Here is a 16,860-nt window from a genome sequence, read left to right as displayed (position 1 = left end):
ACGACCGGGCCCCGCGCCGCCGGGCCGGGGCGAGCGGTCCGGAACGAGTGGGCCGGACCTCTCATTCTCCCGCACTCGCGGACCGGGCTGTCCCGCCCCCGTACGGCAGGGCACTCCCGCCCCCGCGCGGTGCGGCTCCACCAGCGGTTCTGACAACCGCGCCGACCATATCGATGTAGCGTTCAACCATGGGTGAGCTGAGCCGTCGGCACCGCATGCTCGTGCTGGCCATCTGCTGTATGAGCCTGCTGCTCGTCAGCCTCGACAACACCGTCCTCAATGTCGCGTTGCCCTCGATCCGGAGCGAACTGCACGCCTCCGTCTCCGGGATGCAGTGGACGGTCGACGCCTACACCCTCGTCCTCGCCTCCCTGCTGATGCTCGCGGGCTCCACGGCGGACCGGGTGGGGCGGCGGCGTGTCTTCCAGACCGGGCTGGTGATCTTCACGATCGGTTCGGCGCTGTGCAGTCTCGCGCCCAGCCTGGGGGCGCTGGTCGGCTTCCGGATGGTGCAGGCGGTGGGCGGTTCGATGCTCAATCCCGTCGCGATGTCGATCATCACCAACACCTTCACCGAGCCCCGGGAGCGGGCCCGTGCGATCGGGGCGTGGGGCGGTGTGGTCGGCATCAGCATGGCCGCCGGGCCGATCGTCGGCGGGCTGATGGTGGAGTCGGTCGGCTGGCGTTCCATCTTCTGGATAAACCTTCCGCTCGGGATCGCGGCGCTGCTGCTCACCATGCGCTACGTGCCCGAGTCCCGCGCCCCGAAGCCGCGCCGGGCCGATCCCGTCGGCCAGCTGCTGGTCATCGCCGTCCTCGGTCTCCTCACCTACGCGATCATCGAGGCGCCGGACCGGGGCTGGGGCTCACCGCTGATCCTGAGCTGTGCGGCGGTCTCCGCCGCCGCGCTCGGTTTGCTGATCCACTACGAGCGGCGGCACCCCGAGCCACTGATCGATGTGCGGTTCTTCCACAGCGTGCCGTTCAGCGGGGCCACGGTGGTCGCGGTGAGCGCCTTCGCCGCGTTCGGCGGCTTCCTCTTCATGAACACGCTCTACCTCCAGGATGTGCGCGGGCTCAGCGCGCTGGGCGCCGGACTGTGGATCCTGCCGATGGCGCTGATGTGCTTCATCTGCGCCCCACTGTCGGGGCGGCTGGTCGGCTCCCACGGGCCCCGGCTGCCGCTGGTGCTCGCCGGGGTGGCGATGACGGCCAGCGGGGTGCTCTTCGCGGTCTTCGACGCCGAGGCCACCGATGCGCTGCTGCTGATCGGCTTCGTCCTGTTCGGCATCGGCTTCGGCCTGGTCAACGCCCCGATCACCAATACGGCGGTCTCCGGGATGCCCCGCTCCCAGGCCGGGGTCGCCGCCGCCGTGGCCTCCACCAGCCGCCAGGTCGGCACCTCGCTGGGGGTCGCGGTCATCGGCGCGGTGCTCGCGGCGGGCGCCGCGTCGGCGGCCGCTACGGCGGGCCACGCGGCCTCGGCGCGGGTGGCCGCGGCGTTCGTGGACGCCGCCCGGCCCGCGTGGTGGATCATCGCCGGCTGCGGGGTCCTGATCCTGCTGCTGGGGGTGGTGACCACGGGCCGCTGGGCGGAGGGCACCACCCGGCATGCGGCGGCCCTGTTCGAGGAGGGGGCACCGACGGGGCAGACATCGGCGGACGCCAGACGGTGAGCCGGTGGCCCGCCGCCCGACGGGGCTGCCCGACCGGGGCTGCCCGCCTCTCCCGCTACCCGACCGGGCTTACCCGACCGGGGGCTATCCGACCGTGACCGGGGTCGACGCCAGCTCCCGGAGCCGCTCCAGGCGCTCACGGGTCTCGGCGTCCGCCGGGCTGTAGGTGAGCAGCTTGGGGCCCTGGTTGGGCCCGGTCCACAGACTGGTGGCGGACAGCCGCAAGATGCCCACCTGCGACTGCCGGAAGAGCTTGACCTTGTCGGACGGACGCAGCACCTCATGCCGGGCCCAGATCTCCCGGAACTCCGGTGACGCCTCCTCCAGCCGCTTCACCAGCGCCTTCCAGGGGGGCTCCGCGACATGCTCGGCCATCGCGGCCCGGAACTTGGCCGCCATCGACCGGATCACCTCGTCCCATTCGACCAGACTGGCCCGCCAGCCCTCATGGGTGAAGGCCAGCCAGAGGCAGTTGCGGTCCTCCGGGGGCACCTGCTCGAGATCGCACAGCAGCAGCCGGTAGGTGCTGTTGTAGGCGAGCAGATCGAACCGGCTGTTCTGGACACACGCGGGGAACGGCTCCAGCTGGTCCAGCATCGCCTGGAGCGCGGGCGACACCCCGGTGCACTCACTGGCGGGCGCCGGATCCGCCGCCCCGGCGAGCGCGAAGAGATGGGCGCGCTCGCTGCGGTCCAGCAGCAGGGCGCGCGCGATGGCGTCCAGGACCTGCGCGGAGACATGGATGTCGCGGGCCTGTTCCAGCCAGGTGTACCAGGTGACGCCCACCGTGGAGAGATGGGCGACCTCCTCGCGGCGCAGCCCCGGGGTGCGCCTGCGCCGACCGCGCACCAGACCGACCTGCTCGGGTGTGATCCGCTCACGTCTGCTGCGCAGGAACGCGGCGAGCTCGCCGCGTCGTATCTCGGCCCCGCTGCCGGGCCCGGGCTCCCGTACCACTGTGGTCATGGATCCAGAGTGCCGTGTCGCTCAGCCAGTTGCCAGGTACTGCCACTACCAGGATAAACACAATCTGGTACCAGTCTGAGCCAACGGCGATCGTCGTATCCGTGACCGAAACCGAGATACTCACCCGGACCGCCGCCACCGGGACCACCACGCGGCCCACGGCCGGCGGAGGGCCGCTGACCCCGCTGGGGCTGTTCACCGTACTGCTGGGAGCGGCGCTCCCGCTGATCGACTTCTTTATCGTCAACGTCGCCCTGCCCACCATGGACCGCGATCTGCACGCGGGTCCGGCCCTGCTGGAGCTTGTCGTCGCCGGATACGGCGTGGCCTACGCCGTCCTGCTGGTCCTCGGCGGACGGCTGGGCGACTCCTTCGGGCGGCGCAGGCTCTTCCTGGCCGGGATGGCGGCCTTCGGGGTGACCTCGCTCGCCTGCGGGCTCGCACCGGACGCCTGGAGCCTGGTGGGCGCGCGGGTGGCGCAGGGCGCCGCGTCCGCGCTGATGCTTCCGCAGGTGCTCGCCACGATCCACTCCTCCACCACCGGCTCCCACCGCGCCCGCGCACTGTCCATGTACGGCGCCACGGCGGGCCTTTCGATGGTCGCGGGGCAGATCCTGGGCGGGGTGCTGGTGGCCGCGGACATCGCGGGCACCGGCTGGCGCGCGGTCTTCCTGGTGAACGTGCCGGTCGCGCTGGTCGGCCTGGTGCTCGCGGTGCGCACGGTGCCGGAGACCCGCTCGGAGCGGCCCGCGCCGGTGGACGTCCCGGGCACCGTACTGCTGGCGGTCTCCCTGATCACGCTGATGGTGCCGCTCACCGAGGGGCGGGCGGCGGGCTGGCCGCTGTGGACCTGGCTGCTGCTCGGTGTCTTCCCGTTCGCCGCGGCCGCGTTCTACGTGGTGGAGCGGCGAGCGGACCGGGCCGGGCGGACACCGCTGCTGCCGCCGAGCCTGTTCGCGCTGCGCGGGATGCGGCACGGGCTGCTGATAATGCTGCCGTTCTCGATCGGTTTCGGCGGCTTCATGTTCGTCATCGCCGTCGCGTTGCAGCAGGGGCTGCGCTACGGGCCGGTGGCCGCGGGCATGGCGCTGGCGCCGATGGCCGCCGCCTTCTTCGCGGCCTCCCTGATGGGGCCGCGGCTGGTGAGCCGGTACGGCAGCCGGGTGGTCACCGTCGGCGCCGCGATGCAGGCGGCGGGGCTCGTACTGCTGATGCTCGCCGCGGAGAGCGACTGGCCGGACGTCTCGTTCCTCGCCCTGCTGCCGGGCATGGCCCTCGCGGGCTTCGGGCAGGGACTCCAACTGCCGGTGCTGTTCCGGATCGTGCTGGCCGATGTGCCGACCGAGCGGGCCGGGGTGGGCAGCGGCGTCATGGTCACCGCCCAGCAGTCCGCGCTGGCGCTGGGCGTGGCGACGCTGGGGACGCTCTTCCTGTCCCTGGTGCCGTCGGTGGGCATGGGGGACGCGCTGGTGATCACGCTCGCGGTCCAGCTGGCGACGGTCGCGGTGACCGCGCTGCTGAGCCTGCGGCTGCCGCGGACGGTGGCCTGACGCGGGGTCGCGGCCCGGTGCGGGTGGGCTGACATGGCCTTGATGGCTGTGCGACGACTATGCGATGACAGATATTGAAATCTGTCATCGCATATGTCACTCTCCCTGAGTACCCGGAAACACCTCCGTCCCCAAGGAGCTCCCCCGTGCAGAACCGCACCCTCGGCACCGCCGGTCCCCAGGTCTCCGCCCTCGGCCTCGGCTGTATGGGCATGTCCGCCCTCTACGGCGACGTCGACCGGGCCGAATCCATCGCCACCGTCCACGCCGCCCTCGACGCCGGGATCACCCTGCTCGACACCGGTGACTTCTACGGCATGGGCCATAACGAACTGCTCATCAACGAGGCGCTGCGCACCGCCCCCGCCGCCCACCGGGAACAGGCGCTGGTCAGCGTGAAGTTCGGCGCCCTGCGCGACCCGGCCGGCGGCTGGTCCGGCTATGACGGCCGCCCCGCCGCCGTGAAGAACTTCGCCGCCTACTCGCTCCAGCGGCTGGGCACCGACCACATCGACATCTACCGCCTCGCCCGGATCGACCCCCAGGTCCCGGTCGAGGAGACGGTCGGCGCCATCGCCGAGCTGGTCCAGGCCGGTCACGTACGGCATATCGGGCTGTCCGAGGCGGGCGCCGAGACCGTCCGCCGGGCCGCCGCCGTCGCCCCGATCTCCGACCTCCAGATCGAGTACTCGCTGATCTCGCGCGGGATCGAGGACGAGATCCTGCCCGTCTGCCGTGAGCTGGGCATCGGCATCACCGCGTACGGGGTGCTCTCCCGCGGGCTGATCAGCGGCCACTGGAGCCGTGACCGCAAGCTGGCCGCCCATGACTTCCGCGGTATGAGCCCGCGCTTCAGCGGGGAGAACCTGGAGCGCAACCTCTCCCTCGTCGAGGCGCTCCGCACGGTCGCCGACGGCAAGGGCGTCAGCGTCGCCCAGACCGCCATCGCCTGGGTGCTCGCCCAGGGCCCGCGGCAGGCGGCGGCGGTCGTGCCGCTCGTCGGCGCCCGCCGCCGCGACCGGCTGGCGGAGGCCCTCGGGGCACTTGACGTTACGCTCGACGCCGACGATCTGGACGCCATCGAGGAGGCCGTCCCGGCCGGTGCCGCCGCCGGCGCCCGCTACCCGGAGAGCCAGATGGGCCACCTCGACAGCGAGAAGTAAGGGACCCGATGCCGCCCGAGACGCCCCTGACCCCCGACCGCATCCTCGAAGCCACCGAGGACGTGCTGCGGCGCTACGGCCCGGCCAAGGCCACCGTGGTGGACGTGGCCCGTGTGCTGGGGGTCAGCCACGGCAGCGTCTACCGCCACTTCCGTACCAAGGCGGCGCTGCGCGAGGCGGTCACCGAGCGCTGGCTGGACCAGGCACATGACCAACTGGCCGCCATCACCCGCGCCGAGGCCCCGGCGGCGGACCGGCTCCGCGACTGGCTGACCGCCCTGTTCGCCGCCAAGCGCCGCAAGGCGGGCGACGATCCGGAGCTGTTCGCCACCTATCTGGCCCTGGTCGAAGAGAACAGCGCCACCGTCGCCCGCCATATCGAGACGATGGTCGGCCAGCTCGCCACGATCGTCGAAAGCGGTGTCGCCGGGGGCGAGTTCGCCCCCCAGGACACCCCCCGCGCGGCCCGCGCCCTCTGGGACGCCACCGGCCGCTTCCACGACCCGGTGTACGCGGCGCAATGGTCCGACCCCGAGCTGGAACCGGCCTTCACCGCCGTCTGCGACCTGCTGCTGAACGGTCTGCGGGGCTAGGACGCGTCCGCCGACGCCACGGCGGCGGACGGTCCGGGCGGTCGTCAGCCCTGGGACGCCGCCCACCACACCACCACCGCTGCCGCCGCGAAACACATCAGCATGAGCAGTACGGTCTGCCGGCGGGCGGCCCGGTCGGCGGTCATCCGGGGGGAGCCCAGCGCGCCGTGGGCCTGGGCGAGATGGTCGAGGCCACGGTGGCGGGCGTCGCCCTGGCCGATGCGCTCCCGCCAGTCGCAGTGGCGGCAGCCGAGCAGCCGTCTGCGGCCCCGGCCGTAGCCGTAGCCCACTTCGAAGACGGTGCCGTCCTCACGGGTGGCGGTGATGCGGTGCGTCACGCCTCGCACGGTGTGTGAACCCCCCGGTTCTCCTGCCGGGCCGACGGGCCCCGGCACCGCGGGAGTTCATCCGCGGTGCCGGAGCCCGTCGTGGTGTTTCGGTGTCCGCCGCCCGGGGCGGCGTCGGCGGCCTCAGCAGCCGATGAGGCGGCCGCCCAGGTAGGACTGGATCTGGTCGAGCGAGACCCGCTCCTGCTTCATGGTGTCGCGCTCGCGCACGGTCACCGCGTTGTCGTCGAGGGTGTCGAAGTCGACGGTGACGCAGAACGGCGTGCCGATCTCGTCCTGGCGGCGGTAGCGGCGGCCGATGGCGCCCGCGTCGTCGAAGTCGATGTTCCAGTGCTTGCGCAGATCCGCCGCGAGCCCCTTGGCCTTCGGCGAGAGCTGCGGGTTGCGGGACAGCGGCAGCACCGCGACCTTGACCGGCGCCAGCCGCGGGTCGAGCCGCATCACGGTGCGCTTCTCCATCTTGCCCTTGGCGTTGGGCGCCTCGTCCTCGACATAGGCGTCGAGCATGAAGGCCAGCATGGCGCGGCCCACACCCGCCGCGGGCTCGATGACGAACGGCGTCCAGCGCTCACCGGCCTCCTGGTCGAAGTACGACAGGTCCTGGCCGGACGCCTTGGAGTGCGCCTTCAGGTCGTAGTCGGTGCGGTTGGCCACACCCTCCAGCTCGCCCCACTCCGAGCCGCCGAAGTTGAAGCGGTACTCGATGTCGGCGGTGCGCTTGGAGTAGTGGGAGAGCTTCTCCCGCGGGTGCTCGAACCACCGGATGTTGGTCTCCTGGAGGCCGAGGTCCCGGTACCAGTTCCAGCGCTGCTCCATCCAGTACTCGTGCCAGGTCTCGTCCTCGCCCGGCTTGACGAAGAACTCCATCTCCATCTGCTCGAACTCACGGGTGCGGAAGATGAAGTTGCCCGGTGTGATCTCGTTCCGGAAGGACTTGCCGACCTGCGCGATGCCGAACGGCGGCTTCCTGCGCGAAGTCTGCTGCACCGCGAGGAAGTTGGTGAAGATGCCCTGGGCGGTCTCGGGACGCAGATACGCGACCGAGCCGGAGTCCTGGGTCGGGCCGAGATGGGTGGAGAGCAGCCCGGAGAACTGCTTGGGCTCGGTGAAGCTGCCCTTGTTGCCGCAGTGCGGGCAGTTCACGTCCGCGAGGCCGTTCTCGGGGAGCTTGCCGTGCTTGGCCTCGTACGCCTCCTCCAGGTGGTCGGCGCGGAACCGCTTGTGGCAGGAGGTGCACTCGGTGAGCGGGTCGGTGAAGGTGGCGACGTGGCCGGACGCCTCCCAGACCTCACGGGCCAGGATCACGGACGAGTCGAGTCCGACGACGTCGTCGCGCGAGGTGACCATGGCACGCCACCACTGGCGCTTGATGTTCTCCTTCAGCTCCACACCGAGCGGTCCGTAGTCCCAGGCGGCTCGCTGGCCGCCGTAGATCTCGCTGCACGGGTAGACGAACCCACGGCGCTTGCTCAGGCTGACGATGGTGTCGATCTTGTCGGCGGCCACGGTGCTCTCTTCATTGTGACGACATTGAGGACGACGAAGCGAATGCTTCAGGTTACCGGCGGCGGCACCCCTCGGATCAAATCGGTTGGCGAAGTGATCGACAGGAACCGCTTTGTTGACAATCATTTCCAACTTTGTTGAAAATGGGAGTCATGAACATACGTCGCTCGAGCCCTGCTACAGCCCTGGTCGGGGCCGTGGCCCTGGGCCTGACCACGCTCACAGCCTGCTCCTTCAGCGCCGGGGACGGAAGGACGGACGGCAAGCTGGACGTGGTGACGTCGTTCTATCCCCTTCAGTACCTCGCCGAGCGGATCGGCGGAAACAAGATCAATGTGTCCACGCTGACCAAACCGGGCGTGGAACCGCACGACCTCGACATCAGCCCGCAGCAGACGGCGAAGCTCACCGAGGCCGGGCTCGTGGTCTACCTCAAGGGGCTCCAGCCCGCCGTGGACCGGGCCATCGGCCAGGCCGAACCCAAGCAGGTGGCCGACGCCGCGTCGTACACCACGCTGGAGGACCACGGCACGGAGGTGGACGGCCACGACCACGGGGGCGGCGAGGACCACGGGGGCCACGAGGACCACGGCCATGAGGGCGAGGCGGGCCACGAGGACCACGGCCACGAGGTGCACTCCGGCGACGCCGCCGCCGACCCCCACATCTGGCTGGACCCGGTCCGCTACGCCCAGGCCGCCGAGGGCGTCGGCAAGGCCCTCCAGAAGGCCGACCCGGACCACGCCGCCCGCTACAAGAAGAACACCGCGACCCTGGTCGCGCAGCTCCACACACTCGACAAGGACTTCCGCACCGGGCTGAAGGGCCGCACCACCGACACCTTCATCACCACCCACTCCGCGTTCGGCTATCTCTCCGAACGCTACGGACTGCACCAGGAGGCCATCTCCGGCCTCGATCCCGAGTCCGAGCCCAGCCCGGCCCGGATGCGCGAACTGCACGCGATCGCCGAGAAGGACAACGTCCGCACGGTCTTCTTCGAAGCCCTCGTCAGCGACCGGACGGCCAAGACCCTCGCGGGCGATCTCCATCTGAAGACCGATGTGCTCGACCCCCTCGAGGGGATCGGCAAGGCGTCCAGGGGCGACGACTACCTGGAGGTCATGCGAGCGAACCTCGCGGCCCTACGGAAGGCCCTGGGCGCCGCATGAGCCATGTGACGGAGGAACCCATGCCCAAGGAACCCCGCACCACGGAGCCGCGCACCCCGGAACCGCGCGTCCCCGACCCCGCCCGGCCGGAGGAGGCGGCGGCGCCGCCGGATCCGGTCATATCCCTGCGCGGCGCCACCGCCTCCCTCGGCGGCCGGCCGGTGTTGCGCGGGGTCGACCTGTCCGTGCACCGCGGCGAGGTCGTGGCCCTGCTCGGTGCCAACGGCTCGGGCAAGTCCACCGCGGTCCGCTCCGTGGTCGGACAGGTGCCGCTCAGCGGCGGTGAGCTCACCCTGTTCGGCACCCCCGGCCGCCGCTTCCGCGACTGGGCCCGGATCGGCTACGTACCGCAGCGCACCACCGCCGCCAGCGGTGTCCCGGCGACCGTCCGCGAGGTCGTCTCCGCGGGACGGCTGGCCCGCCGCAGGCTCGCCCCGCCGCGCAAGGCGGACCGCGCGGCCGTCCAGCGGGCCCTGGAGCTGGTGGGCATGGCCGACCGGGCCAAGGACCCGGTCGGGGCCCTCTCCGGCGGCCAGCACCAGCGGGTGCTGATCGCCCGCGCGCTGGCCGGGGAGCCCGAGCTGCTGATCATGGACGAGCCGATGGCCGGGGTCGACCTCGCCAGCCAGGAGGTCCTGGCCGGGACCCTGCGCGAGCAGGTGGCGAGCGGCAGCACGGTGCTGCTGGTCCTGCATGAGCTCGGTCCGCTGGAGCCGCTCATCGACCGTGCGGTGGTGCTCCGCGACGGCTGTGTGGTCCACGACGGCCCGCCGCCCAAGGCCGTCGGCCAGCATGCGCTGCCCGGCCATGACCACGTCCACCCCCATGCGGCGCCCGACGCCGAACCGATCCGGACAGGGTTGCTGACCTGACATGCTCGAGCTTCTGACCTACCCCTTCATGCAGCGGGCGCTGCTCGCCGCCGTCCTGGTCGGCATCACCGCGCCCGCCGTAGGCATCTACCTCGTCCAGCGCCGCCAGGCGATCATGGGCGACGGTATCGGCCATGTCGCCCTGACTGGCGTCGCCCTCGGCTTCCTGACCGGCACCAACCCGGTGTGGACCGCCGTCGCGGTCTCCGCCCTCGGCGCCGTCCTGATGGAACTGATCCGCTGGTACGGCAAGACCCGCGGCGATCTCGCGCTCGCCATGCTCTTCTACGGCGGTATGGCGGGCGGCGTCCTGCTCATCAACCTCTCGCCCAACGGCTCCAACGCCAACCTCACCACGTACCTCTTCGGTTCGATCACCACGGTCTCCCGGCAGGACGTGGTGGTGATCAGCCTGCTCGCCGGGTTCGTCATGCTGATCACCCTCGGTCTGCGCCGCCAGCTGTTCGCCGTCTGCCAGGACGAGGAGTTCGCCCGTGTCACCGGGCTGCCGGTGCGCACCCTCAATCTGCTGCTGGCCGTCACCGCGGCCGTCACCGTCACCGTCGCCATGCGCGTCGTGGGCCTGCTGCTGGTCAGCGCCCTGATGGTGGTCCCGGTCGCCGCCGCCCAGCAGGCCACCCGTGGCTTCGCGATGACCTTGGCGCTCGCGGTCTCGATCGGGGTGGTGGTCACCCTGTCCGGCACGGTGTTCTCCTTCTACGAGAACGTGCCCCCGGGCGCCAGCATCGTCGTCCTCGCCATCGGCGTCTTCGCCGTGATCACGGCCCTGGCCGCGCCCTTGGCGAAATCCCGTGCCCGGCGGGCCGCGGCGGCCGAGGAGAGGTGCACCCTGAGAGACGATGTACTCGTCTAGTCCGCGTCCGCGCCGGTAGCTGGCACAATGGCCGGGCGAAGCGACGGAGCGTGCGAGGTTGAGGAGGCAGCTGTGGCGACCGCGGGTCCCCCAGTACGCGGCCGGTCCACCAGGCAGCGCGCCGCGGTGGCGGCGGCGCTGGACGAGGTGGACGAGTTCCGCAGTGCTCAGGAGCTCCACGACATGCTCAAGCACCGCGGCGACTCGGTCGGCCTGACCACCGTCTACCGCACCCTCCAGTCCCTCGCCGACGCGGGCGAGGTCGATGTGCTGCGCACGACGGAGGGCGAGGCGGTCTACCGCCGCTGCAACAGCGATGAGCACCACCACCACCTGGTCTGCCGTTCCTGCGGCAAGGCGGTCGAGGTGGAGGGCCCGGCGGTGGAGAAATGGGCCGACGCCATCGCCGCCGAACACGGCTTCGTGGACGTCGCCCACACCATCGAGATCTTCGGCACCTGCGGAGACTGCGCGGCAGCGGCCGCCGCCGACGCCTGATCCCCCGGGCGGCCGTCCCTCAGCGCACGGCCGCCCGCAACTCACCGCGTGCCCGGTCGGGCAGACGGATCCGCCGAACGACCGCTCGGCCCGAACTGCTCTTCGGCGAAGGTGTGGACGAGATCGACCCCGTCGCGCATGACGCCGTACTGCGGGGACACCGCCGGACCGACCGGCTCGGAGATCCCGAGAACCGCCCCCGCGGCCCCCTCCGGCTGCCGCTCGGGATGGGCGACGACCCGGACCTCCACCAAGTAGTCCAACGACATCAGCCGAGACTCACTCACACTCCAGACGTCCCCGTGTCCCGGAGAGCGCAATCCAGGTGGCCGTGCCGTCTTGGCGGCGGCGCTCGAGCCGGGCGGCTCCGGAACGCGTTCGAACCCGTCAGCCGATGCAGTTCCACCGCCCCGCCGGTCATGACCCACTCCCCCCCCCCATGGATACGCCCGGTGACCACGACACCGGCCTTGAACTCCACGCCGTTCACGGCACCGTGAACCAGCAGATGTCCCCGGAGTCCGGCAGCCCCGGGAGCTTCGCCATGGACAATGGCGTCGAAGTCGTAGCTGTTGTCGTCAATCGGCGGCGGTCGCGATTGCGGCCGCCGTTTCTTGGCCGGTCAGCGGGCGGGCTCCTCGGACATCTCCCGCAGCGAACGGCACGCACCCTCCAGATGCGCCCGCATGCACCGCGCCGCTCCCTCCGCGTCCGCCGCCCGCAACGCATCGAGGACGGCGGTGTGTTCGGCGATGATGCGCTCGCGGCCCAGGGTGCGCCGGGTCTGGACCATGCACAGGTGGACCTCCCCCTGGATGCCGCGGTAGAGACGGTTCAGCCGCGGGCTGCCGACCGCCTCCACCAGGGAGTGGTGGAAGCGCAGATCCGCCTCGGCGAAGGCGCTGTGCGGGGCGTCGGGCTCCAGCTGGCCGAGGTCGCCGATGGCGCGGGCGGCCGCGGCGAGCGGGACGGTGCCGCGCTCGACCAGGACGCGGACGACATCCGTCTCCAGGGGCGTGCGGACCAGGAAGAGGTCCTCGACATCGGCGCGGGTCAGCCGGGGGACGTACGCGGGCTTGTTGGCGTCGCGGTGCAGCAGCCCCTCGTGGACCAGGGCGGTCACGGCACTGCGCGCCGTGGGCCGTGAGACGGCGTACTCGGTGGCTATCTCGGTCTCGGCGAGGGCGGTGCCGGGCGGGAGTTGCCCGTCCAGCACCCGGTCGCGCAGAGATGCCGCGAGCGCCTCGACGACCGAGACGGTGGACAGCCGGTACGCGGCGTCCTGAGCCATGCACACCTCCAGCGGGGACATCGCCATTCTCGCATGTGTCATGTTCGATCCATTGACCACCATGCGCCATTGTCTGACAATCGCCGGAACCTTCATCGCGACGTGGTGGGGGTCACATGGCACAGGTCCGGACGGACAAGACGAGGAGAGGCGAGAGCGATCATGGCCGCCTACGAACAGGTATTCGACCCCGTAAGAGACTCCCTCGGCTACAGCGCCCTGCTCGCGGCGCTTCCGCTGGTGACGCTGTTCGTCCTGCTGGGCGGGGCGCGCTGGAAGGCGTGGAAGGCGTCGCTGGTGGCGCTCGCGATGGCGCTGGGCGTGGCGGTGTTCGCCTACGGGATGCCGGTGGGCCAGGCGGCGCTGGCGGCGAGTGAGGGGGCGGCGTTCGGCCTCTTCCCGATCATCTGGATCGTGCTGAACGCCCTGTGGATCTACAAGCTGACGGAGATCACCGGCTGGGACGCGGCACTGCGCCGGGCGTTCGGCTCGCTCTCGGACGACCAGCGCGTCCAAGCGGTGATCATCGCCTTCTGCTTCGGCGCGCTGCTCGAGGCGCTGGCCGGTTTCGGCACCCCGGTGGCGGTCTCCTCGGTGATGCTGATCGCCGTCGGGCTGCGGCCGATGAAGGCGGCGGCGGTGTCCCTGGTGGCCAACACCGCGCCGGTGGCGTTCGGCGCCATCGCGGTGCCCATCACCACCCTCGGCAAGATCACCGGGATGGACGCGGCGGACCTGGGCGCGATGGTCGGGCGGCAGACGCCGCTGCTGGCGCTGTTCGTCCCGCTGCTGCTGGTGTTCATGGTGGACGGACGGCGCGGAGTCCGGCAGGTGTGGCCGGTGGCGCTGGTGGGCGGATTCGCCTTCGCCGCCGCCCAGTTCGTGACCGCCAACTACCTCTCCTACGAGATCGCCGACATCGTGGCGGCCTTCGCGGGCGCGCTGGCCGTCATCGGTCTGCTCCGGGTCTGGCGGCCCGGCGAGGTGCTGGCCGCGCGGACCGCTCCCCCGGTGATCGCCGGAGGCGCGGCCGAGGACGCGCGGTTCGACGCCGTACAGCGCCGCAAGCAGGGCGGCGAGGGCTCCGCGCTGATGGCGTTCGCCCCCTATCTGATCGTGGTGGTGCTCTTCGCGGTGGCCACCCTCGGCCCGGTGAAGAGCTGGCTGGAGGTGCATTCGGGCTGGACGTTCGGCTGGCCGGGGCTGGATGTGACGACGCCGGACGGCAAGCCGCTCGCCACCATGACGTTCAACCTCAACGTCTTCAACGCCGGGGGCACCGTTCTGCTGCTGGCCGGGCTGCTGACCGCCGTCCTCTACCGGATCCGGGCCGGGCGTACGGCACGGGCGTACGGCGCCACCGTCCGCCAGTTCCGCTGGACCATCGTCACGGTCACGGCCGTGCTCGCCCTGGCCTATGTGATGAACCTGTCCGGCCAGACCGTCACCCTCGGGCTGCTGCTGGCCGAGACGGGCGGCGCCTTCGCCCTGCTCTCGCCCGTCGTCGGCTGGCTGGGCGTGGCCGTCACCGGCTCCGACACCTCCTCCAACTCGCTGTTCGGACTGCTCCAGCTCACCGCGGCCGAGAAGACCGGCATCTCGCCGTATCTGCTCGGCGCCGCGAACACCACCGGCGGTGTCCTGGGCAAGATGATCTCCCCGCAGAATCTGGCGATCGCCGCCGCCGTGGTGGGCCTGGAGGGCCGCGAGGGCGAGCTGTTCCGGAAGGTGGTGGGCTGGGGGCTCGCTCTGCTGGTCGCGGTCTGTCTGCTGGTGTACCTCCAGTCCACCCCGGTGCTGGGCTGGATGGTGGTGCGCTGATGGCCGCCACCACGGAACTGGCCCGTGACCTGGCGGCCCTCGTCGGCGACGGCCATGTCCGCGTGGACGACGGCGCGTTGGCCGCCTACGCGCGCGACGCCACCCCGCTCTTCCACGCCCGCCCGCAGGCGGTGGTGCTCCCCGGCTGCACCGAGGAGGTGGCCGCCGTCCTCCGGTACGCCACCGACCGGGGCGTACCGGTGGTGCCCCGGGGCGCGGGCTCGAACCTGTGCGCCGGAACCGTCCCGCTCAGCGGCGGCATCGTGCTGGTGCTGACCCGGCTGGACCGGGTCCTGGAGGTGAGCGCCCCGGAGCTGCTCGCGCGGGTGCAGACGGGGGTCACCACCCAGCGGCTCGCCGAAGCGGCCGCCCGCGAGGGGCTGTTGTACGCGCCCGACCCCGGCAGCCGCACCGTCTCCACGATCGGCGGCAATGTGGCGACCTGCGCGGGCGGACTGCGCGGCCTCAAGTACGGCGTCACCCGCAACTACGTCCTCGGGCTCGAGGCGGTACTGCCCACCGGCGAGATCATCCGTACCGGCGGCAGACTCTGGAAGGACGTGGCGGGCTACGACCTCACCCGGCTGCTCACCGGCTCCGAGGGCACCCTCGCGGTGATCACCGAGGCCACGCTGGCGCTGCTGCCCGCGCCCGAGGACAGCGGCACCGGCGTGGCCTACTTCGACTCGCTCGCGGACGCCTCCCGGGCGGTGGCGGACGTCATCGCCGCCGGGATCGTCCCGGCCACGCTGGAGTTCCTGGACCGCAAGTGCATCGCGGCGGTCGAGGAGTTCGCCGGGCTCGGCCTGCGGACGGACGCGGGCGCGCTGCTGATGTTCGGCGACGACGGCGCCCCGCGGACGGTGGCGAGCACCCTGGCCCGGATCGCGGAGGTGTGCACCGGGGCCGGGGCGCTGGAGGTCACCCTCGCCGAGGACATCACCCGCGCCGAGGCGCTGCTCGCCGCCCGCCGCTGCGCACTGCCCGCGCTCTCCCGGCTCGGTTCGCTGACCATCCTGGAGGACGCCACCGTGCCCCGGCACCGGCTCGCCGAGATGGTGGACCGTATCGACACCATCGCCGCCCGGTACGACCTGCGGATCGCCACCTTCGGCCACGCCGGTGACGGCAATCTCCACCCCACCTGTGTGCTGGACCCGGACGACGGCGCGGCCGTGGAACGGGCGCACCGCGCCTTCGGCGAGATCTTCGCCGCGGCCATCGCCCTGGACGGCACCATCACCGGTGAACACGGGGTGGGCGCGGCCAAGCTGCCGTACCTGGCCGACCGCATCGGCGCCGATCAGATCGCCCTGGCGCGCCGTCTCAAGCTGGCCTTCGACCCGGCCGGCATCCTCAACCCCGGAAAGCTCGGATCATGACCGAAGCCAGCGAACCGACCGAACCCACCGGCAACGGCCCCCGCCCCGCCCCGGGGCCGGGCCGCGAGCTCGGCATCTTCGACAAGCGGCAGCTCGACCGCTGTATCTCCTGCGGCTTCTGTCTGCCCGCCTGCCCCACCTACGCCCTCACCGGCGAGGAGACCTCCTCCCCGCGCGGCCGGATCACCCTGATGCGCGCGCTGGAGACCGGTGAACTCCCCCCGGACGACCCGACACTGGCCGAGGAGTCCTCGTACTGCCTGGGCTGCCGGGCCTGCGAGACGGTGTGCCCGGCGGGGGTGGAGTACGGCGCGCTGCTGGAGCAGTGGCGCGACCACCAGTGGCAGGGCCGCGACCGGCCCTGGATCGCCCGGATCCTGATGGCCCTGGTCTCCCGCCCCGCGCTGCTGTGGCTCCAGGGCCTGGTCCGCCGCCATGCCCGCGGCGGCGGAGACAGCGACGACAGCGGTGGCGCGGCCGCGCCGCGCCCCGCCCTGATGCTGGGCTGTGTCGAACGCGGCCTGTACCCGAAGGTCTCCCGCGCCGCCGCGGCACTCTGCCCCGAGCTCACCGTCCCCGCCCGCCAGGGCTGCTGCGGTGCGCTGCACGCCCACAACGGCGACTCCACCACCGGCGGGGAGATGGCTCGTGCCCTCGGCGAACAGCTGCCCGGCACCCTCGTCACCACCGCCGGCGGCTGCGCCGCCCATCTCGCCGACCACCTGGGCCAGGACCGGGTCCGGGAGCTGAGCCAGTACCTTGACGAAACCGGCCACCGCCCCACGGGCCAGGTCACCGTGGCCGGCCGCCGGGCCAGGGCCGCCCTCCAGGACTCCTGCCACCTCCGCAACGGCCTCGGCGTCACCCGCCAGCCCCGCGACCTCATCGCCGCCGTCGCCGACTACGTCGAACTCCCGGGCGCGGGCGACTGCTGCGGGGCCGCCGGAACCTACGCGATGCTCCGCCCCGCCGACAGCCGCGCCGTCCTGGACCCGAAGCTCGAGGCCCTGGCCCGCCTGGACGTCGACTTCGTCATCACGGTCAACCCCGGCTGCCAGCGCCAGCTCCAGCAGGGCCTGCGCCGCCACCGCTCCCCCGTCCGAGCGGTCCACCTCGCGGAGTTCCTGGCGATGGCGAAGCCCTGACCGG

Annotated in this window: 16 protein-coding genes; 11 read left to right on the top strand and 5 right to left on the bottom strand. The window is 71.8% G+C overall.

What is annotated here, in order from left to right; all coding sequences use genetic code 11:
* Positions 1 to 188: 188 nt before the first annotated feature.
* Complete coding sequence (locus tag AB0C66_RS07360; protein WP_362434051.1) at positions 189 to 1,676, top strand: MFS transporter; 1,488 nt, start codon at positions 189 to 191, stop codon at positions 1,674 to 1,676.
* A gap of 84 nt (positions 1,677 to 1,760) precedes the next feature.
* Here AB0C66_RS07360 and AB0C66_RS07355 read toward each other — a convergent pair whose 3' ends face one another.
* Complete coding sequence (locus tag AB0C66_RS07355; protein WP_362434049.1) at positions 1,761 to 2,642, bottom strand: helix-turn-helix transcriptional regulator; 882 nt, start codon at positions 2,640 to 2,642, stop codon at positions 1,761 to 1,763.
* 101 nt (positions 2,643 to 2,743) lie between these two features.
* Between AB0C66_RS07355 and AB0C66_RS07350 the strand changes: the two genes are divergently transcribed.
* The 3 genes from AB0C66_RS07350 (at position 2,744) to AB0C66_RS07340 (ending at position 5,948) form a co-directional block, all read left to right on the top strand.
* The gene (locus tag AB0C66_RS07350; protein WP_362434047.1) at positions 2,744 to 4,192 is read left to right on the top strand and encodes an MFS transporter; all 1,449 of its coding nucleotides are present in this window, start codon (positions 2,744 to 2,746) and stop codon (positions 4,190 to 4,192) included.
* 146 nt (positions 4,193 to 4,338) lie between these two features.
* On the top strand, positions 4,339 to 5,355 hold the full coding sequence (locus AB0C66_RS07345; protein ID WP_362434044.1) for an aldo/keto reductase: 1,017 nt from the start codon (positions 4,339 to 4,341) through the stop codon (positions 5,353 to 5,355).
* Between the two features lie 8 nt (positions 5,356 to 5,363).
* A complete protein-coding gene (locus tag AB0C66_RS07340) occupies positions 5,364 to 5,948 on the top strand; it encodes a TetR family transcriptional regulator (protein WP_362434041.1) in 585 nt (194 codons plus the stop codon).
* Positions 5,949 to 5,992: 44 nt separating this feature from the next.
* On the opposite strand, the gene AB0C66_RS07335 is transcribed toward AB0C66_RS07340, so the two are convergent.
* On the bottom strand, positions 5,993 to 6,286 hold the full coding sequence (locus AB0C66_RS07335; RefSeq protein ID WP_362434038.1) for a hypothetical protein: 294 nt from the start codon (positions 6,284 to 6,286) through the stop codon (positions 5,993 to 5,995).
* A gap of 132 nt (positions 6,287 to 6,418) precedes the next feature.
* Entirely contained in the window at positions 6,419 to 7,801 is a 1,383-nt protein-coding gene (locus AB0C66_RS07330) for a glycine--tRNA ligase (protein ID WP_362434036.1), read from the bottom strand.
* Between the two features lie 152 nt (positions 7,802 to 7,953).
* Between AB0C66_RS07330 and AB0C66_RS07325 the strand changes: the two genes are divergently transcribed.
* From AB0C66_RS07325 to AB0C66_RS07310, 4 genes are all read left to right on the top strand, one after another.
* Positions 7,954 to 8,973, top strand: a complete 1,020-nt coding sequence (locus AB0C66_RS07325; RefSeq protein ID WP_362434033.1) for a metal ABC transporter substrate-binding protein — start codon at positions 7,954 to 7,956, stop codon at positions 8,971 to 8,973.
* A gap of 20 nt (positions 8,974 to 8,993) precedes the next feature.
* Entirely contained in the window at positions 8,994 to 9,845 is an 852-nt protein-coding gene (locus tag AB0C66_RS07320; protein WP_362434030.1) for a metal ABC transporter ATP-binding protein, read from the top strand.
* A 1-nt stretch (position 9,846) separates the two neighbouring features.
* Positions 9,847 to 10,719 carry a metal ABC transporter permease gene (locus AB0C66_RS07315; protein ID WP_362434027.1) on the top strand — a complete coding sequence of 291 codons (873 nt, stop codon included), beginning with the start codon at positions 9,847 to 9,849 and terminating at the stop codon, positions 10,717 to 10,719.
* A gap of 72 nt (positions 10,720 to 10,791) precedes the next feature.
* A complete protein-coding gene (locus tag AB0C66_RS07310) occupies positions 10,792 to 11,217 on the top strand; it encodes a transcriptional repressor (protein ID WP_362434024.1) in 426 nt (141 codons plus the stop codon).
* Positions 11,218 to 11,258: 41 nt separating this feature from the next.
* Here AB0C66_RS07310 and AB0C66_RS07305 read toward each other — a convergent pair whose 3' ends face one another.
* Both AB0C66_RS07305 and AB0C66_RS07300 read right to left on the bottom strand, forming a co-directional pair.
* Entirely contained in the window at positions 11,259 to 11,486 is a 228-nt protein-coding gene (locus AB0C66_RS07305) for a hypothetical protein (protein WP_362434021.1), read from the bottom strand.
* Between the two features lie 353 nt (positions 11,487 to 11,839).
* Positions 11,840 to 12,550 carry a GntR family transcriptional regulator gene (locus AB0C66_RS07300; RefSeq protein ID WP_362434018.1) on the bottom strand — a complete coding sequence of 237 codons (711 nt, stop codon included), beginning with the start codon at positions 12,548 to 12,550 and terminating at the stop codon, positions 11,840 to 11,842.
* 120 nt (positions 12,551 to 12,670) lie between these two features.
* On the opposite strand from AB0C66_RS07300, the gene AB0C66_RS07295 reads away from it, so the two are divergent.
* From AB0C66_RS07295 to AB0C66_RS07285, 3 genes are read left to right on the top strand one after another with little or no spacing between them, the layout of a single operon-like run.
* Positions 12,671 to 14,329 carry an L-lactate permease gene (locus AB0C66_RS07295; RefSeq protein WP_362434015.1) on the top strand — a complete coding sequence of 553 codons (1,659 nt, stop codon included), beginning with the start codon at positions 12,671 to 12,673 and terminating at the stop codon, positions 14,327 to 14,329.
* Positions 14,329 to 15,711: an FAD-linked oxidase C-terminal domain-containing protein gene (locus tag AB0C66_RS07290; RefSeq protein ID WP_362434012.1), complete on the top strand. Its 1,383-nt coding sequence runs from the start codon at positions 14,329 to 14,331 to the stop codon at positions 15,709 to 15,711. The genes AB0C66_RS07295 and AB0C66_RS07290 overlap by 1 nt, the downstream gene beginning before the upstream one ends.
* On the top strand, positions 15,708 to 16,856 hold the full coding sequence (locus tag AB0C66_RS07285; RefSeq protein ID WP_362434009.1) for a (Fe-S)-binding protein: 1,149 nt from the start codon (positions 15,708 to 15,710) through the stop codon (positions 16,854 to 16,856). The genes AB0C66_RS07290 and AB0C66_RS07285 overlap by 4 nt, the downstream gene beginning before the upstream one ends.
* Positions 16,857 to 16,860: the final 4 nt, after the last annotated feature.

Source organism: Streptomyces sp. NPDC048636 (assembly GCF_040650655.1).
Taxonomy (GTDB): domain Bacteria; phylum Actinomycetota; class Actinomycetes; order Streptomycetales; family Streptomycetaceae; genus Streptomyces.
Note: the sequence above shows the minus strand (reverse complement) of the source record. Positions and strands in the feature narration are given on the sequence as shown.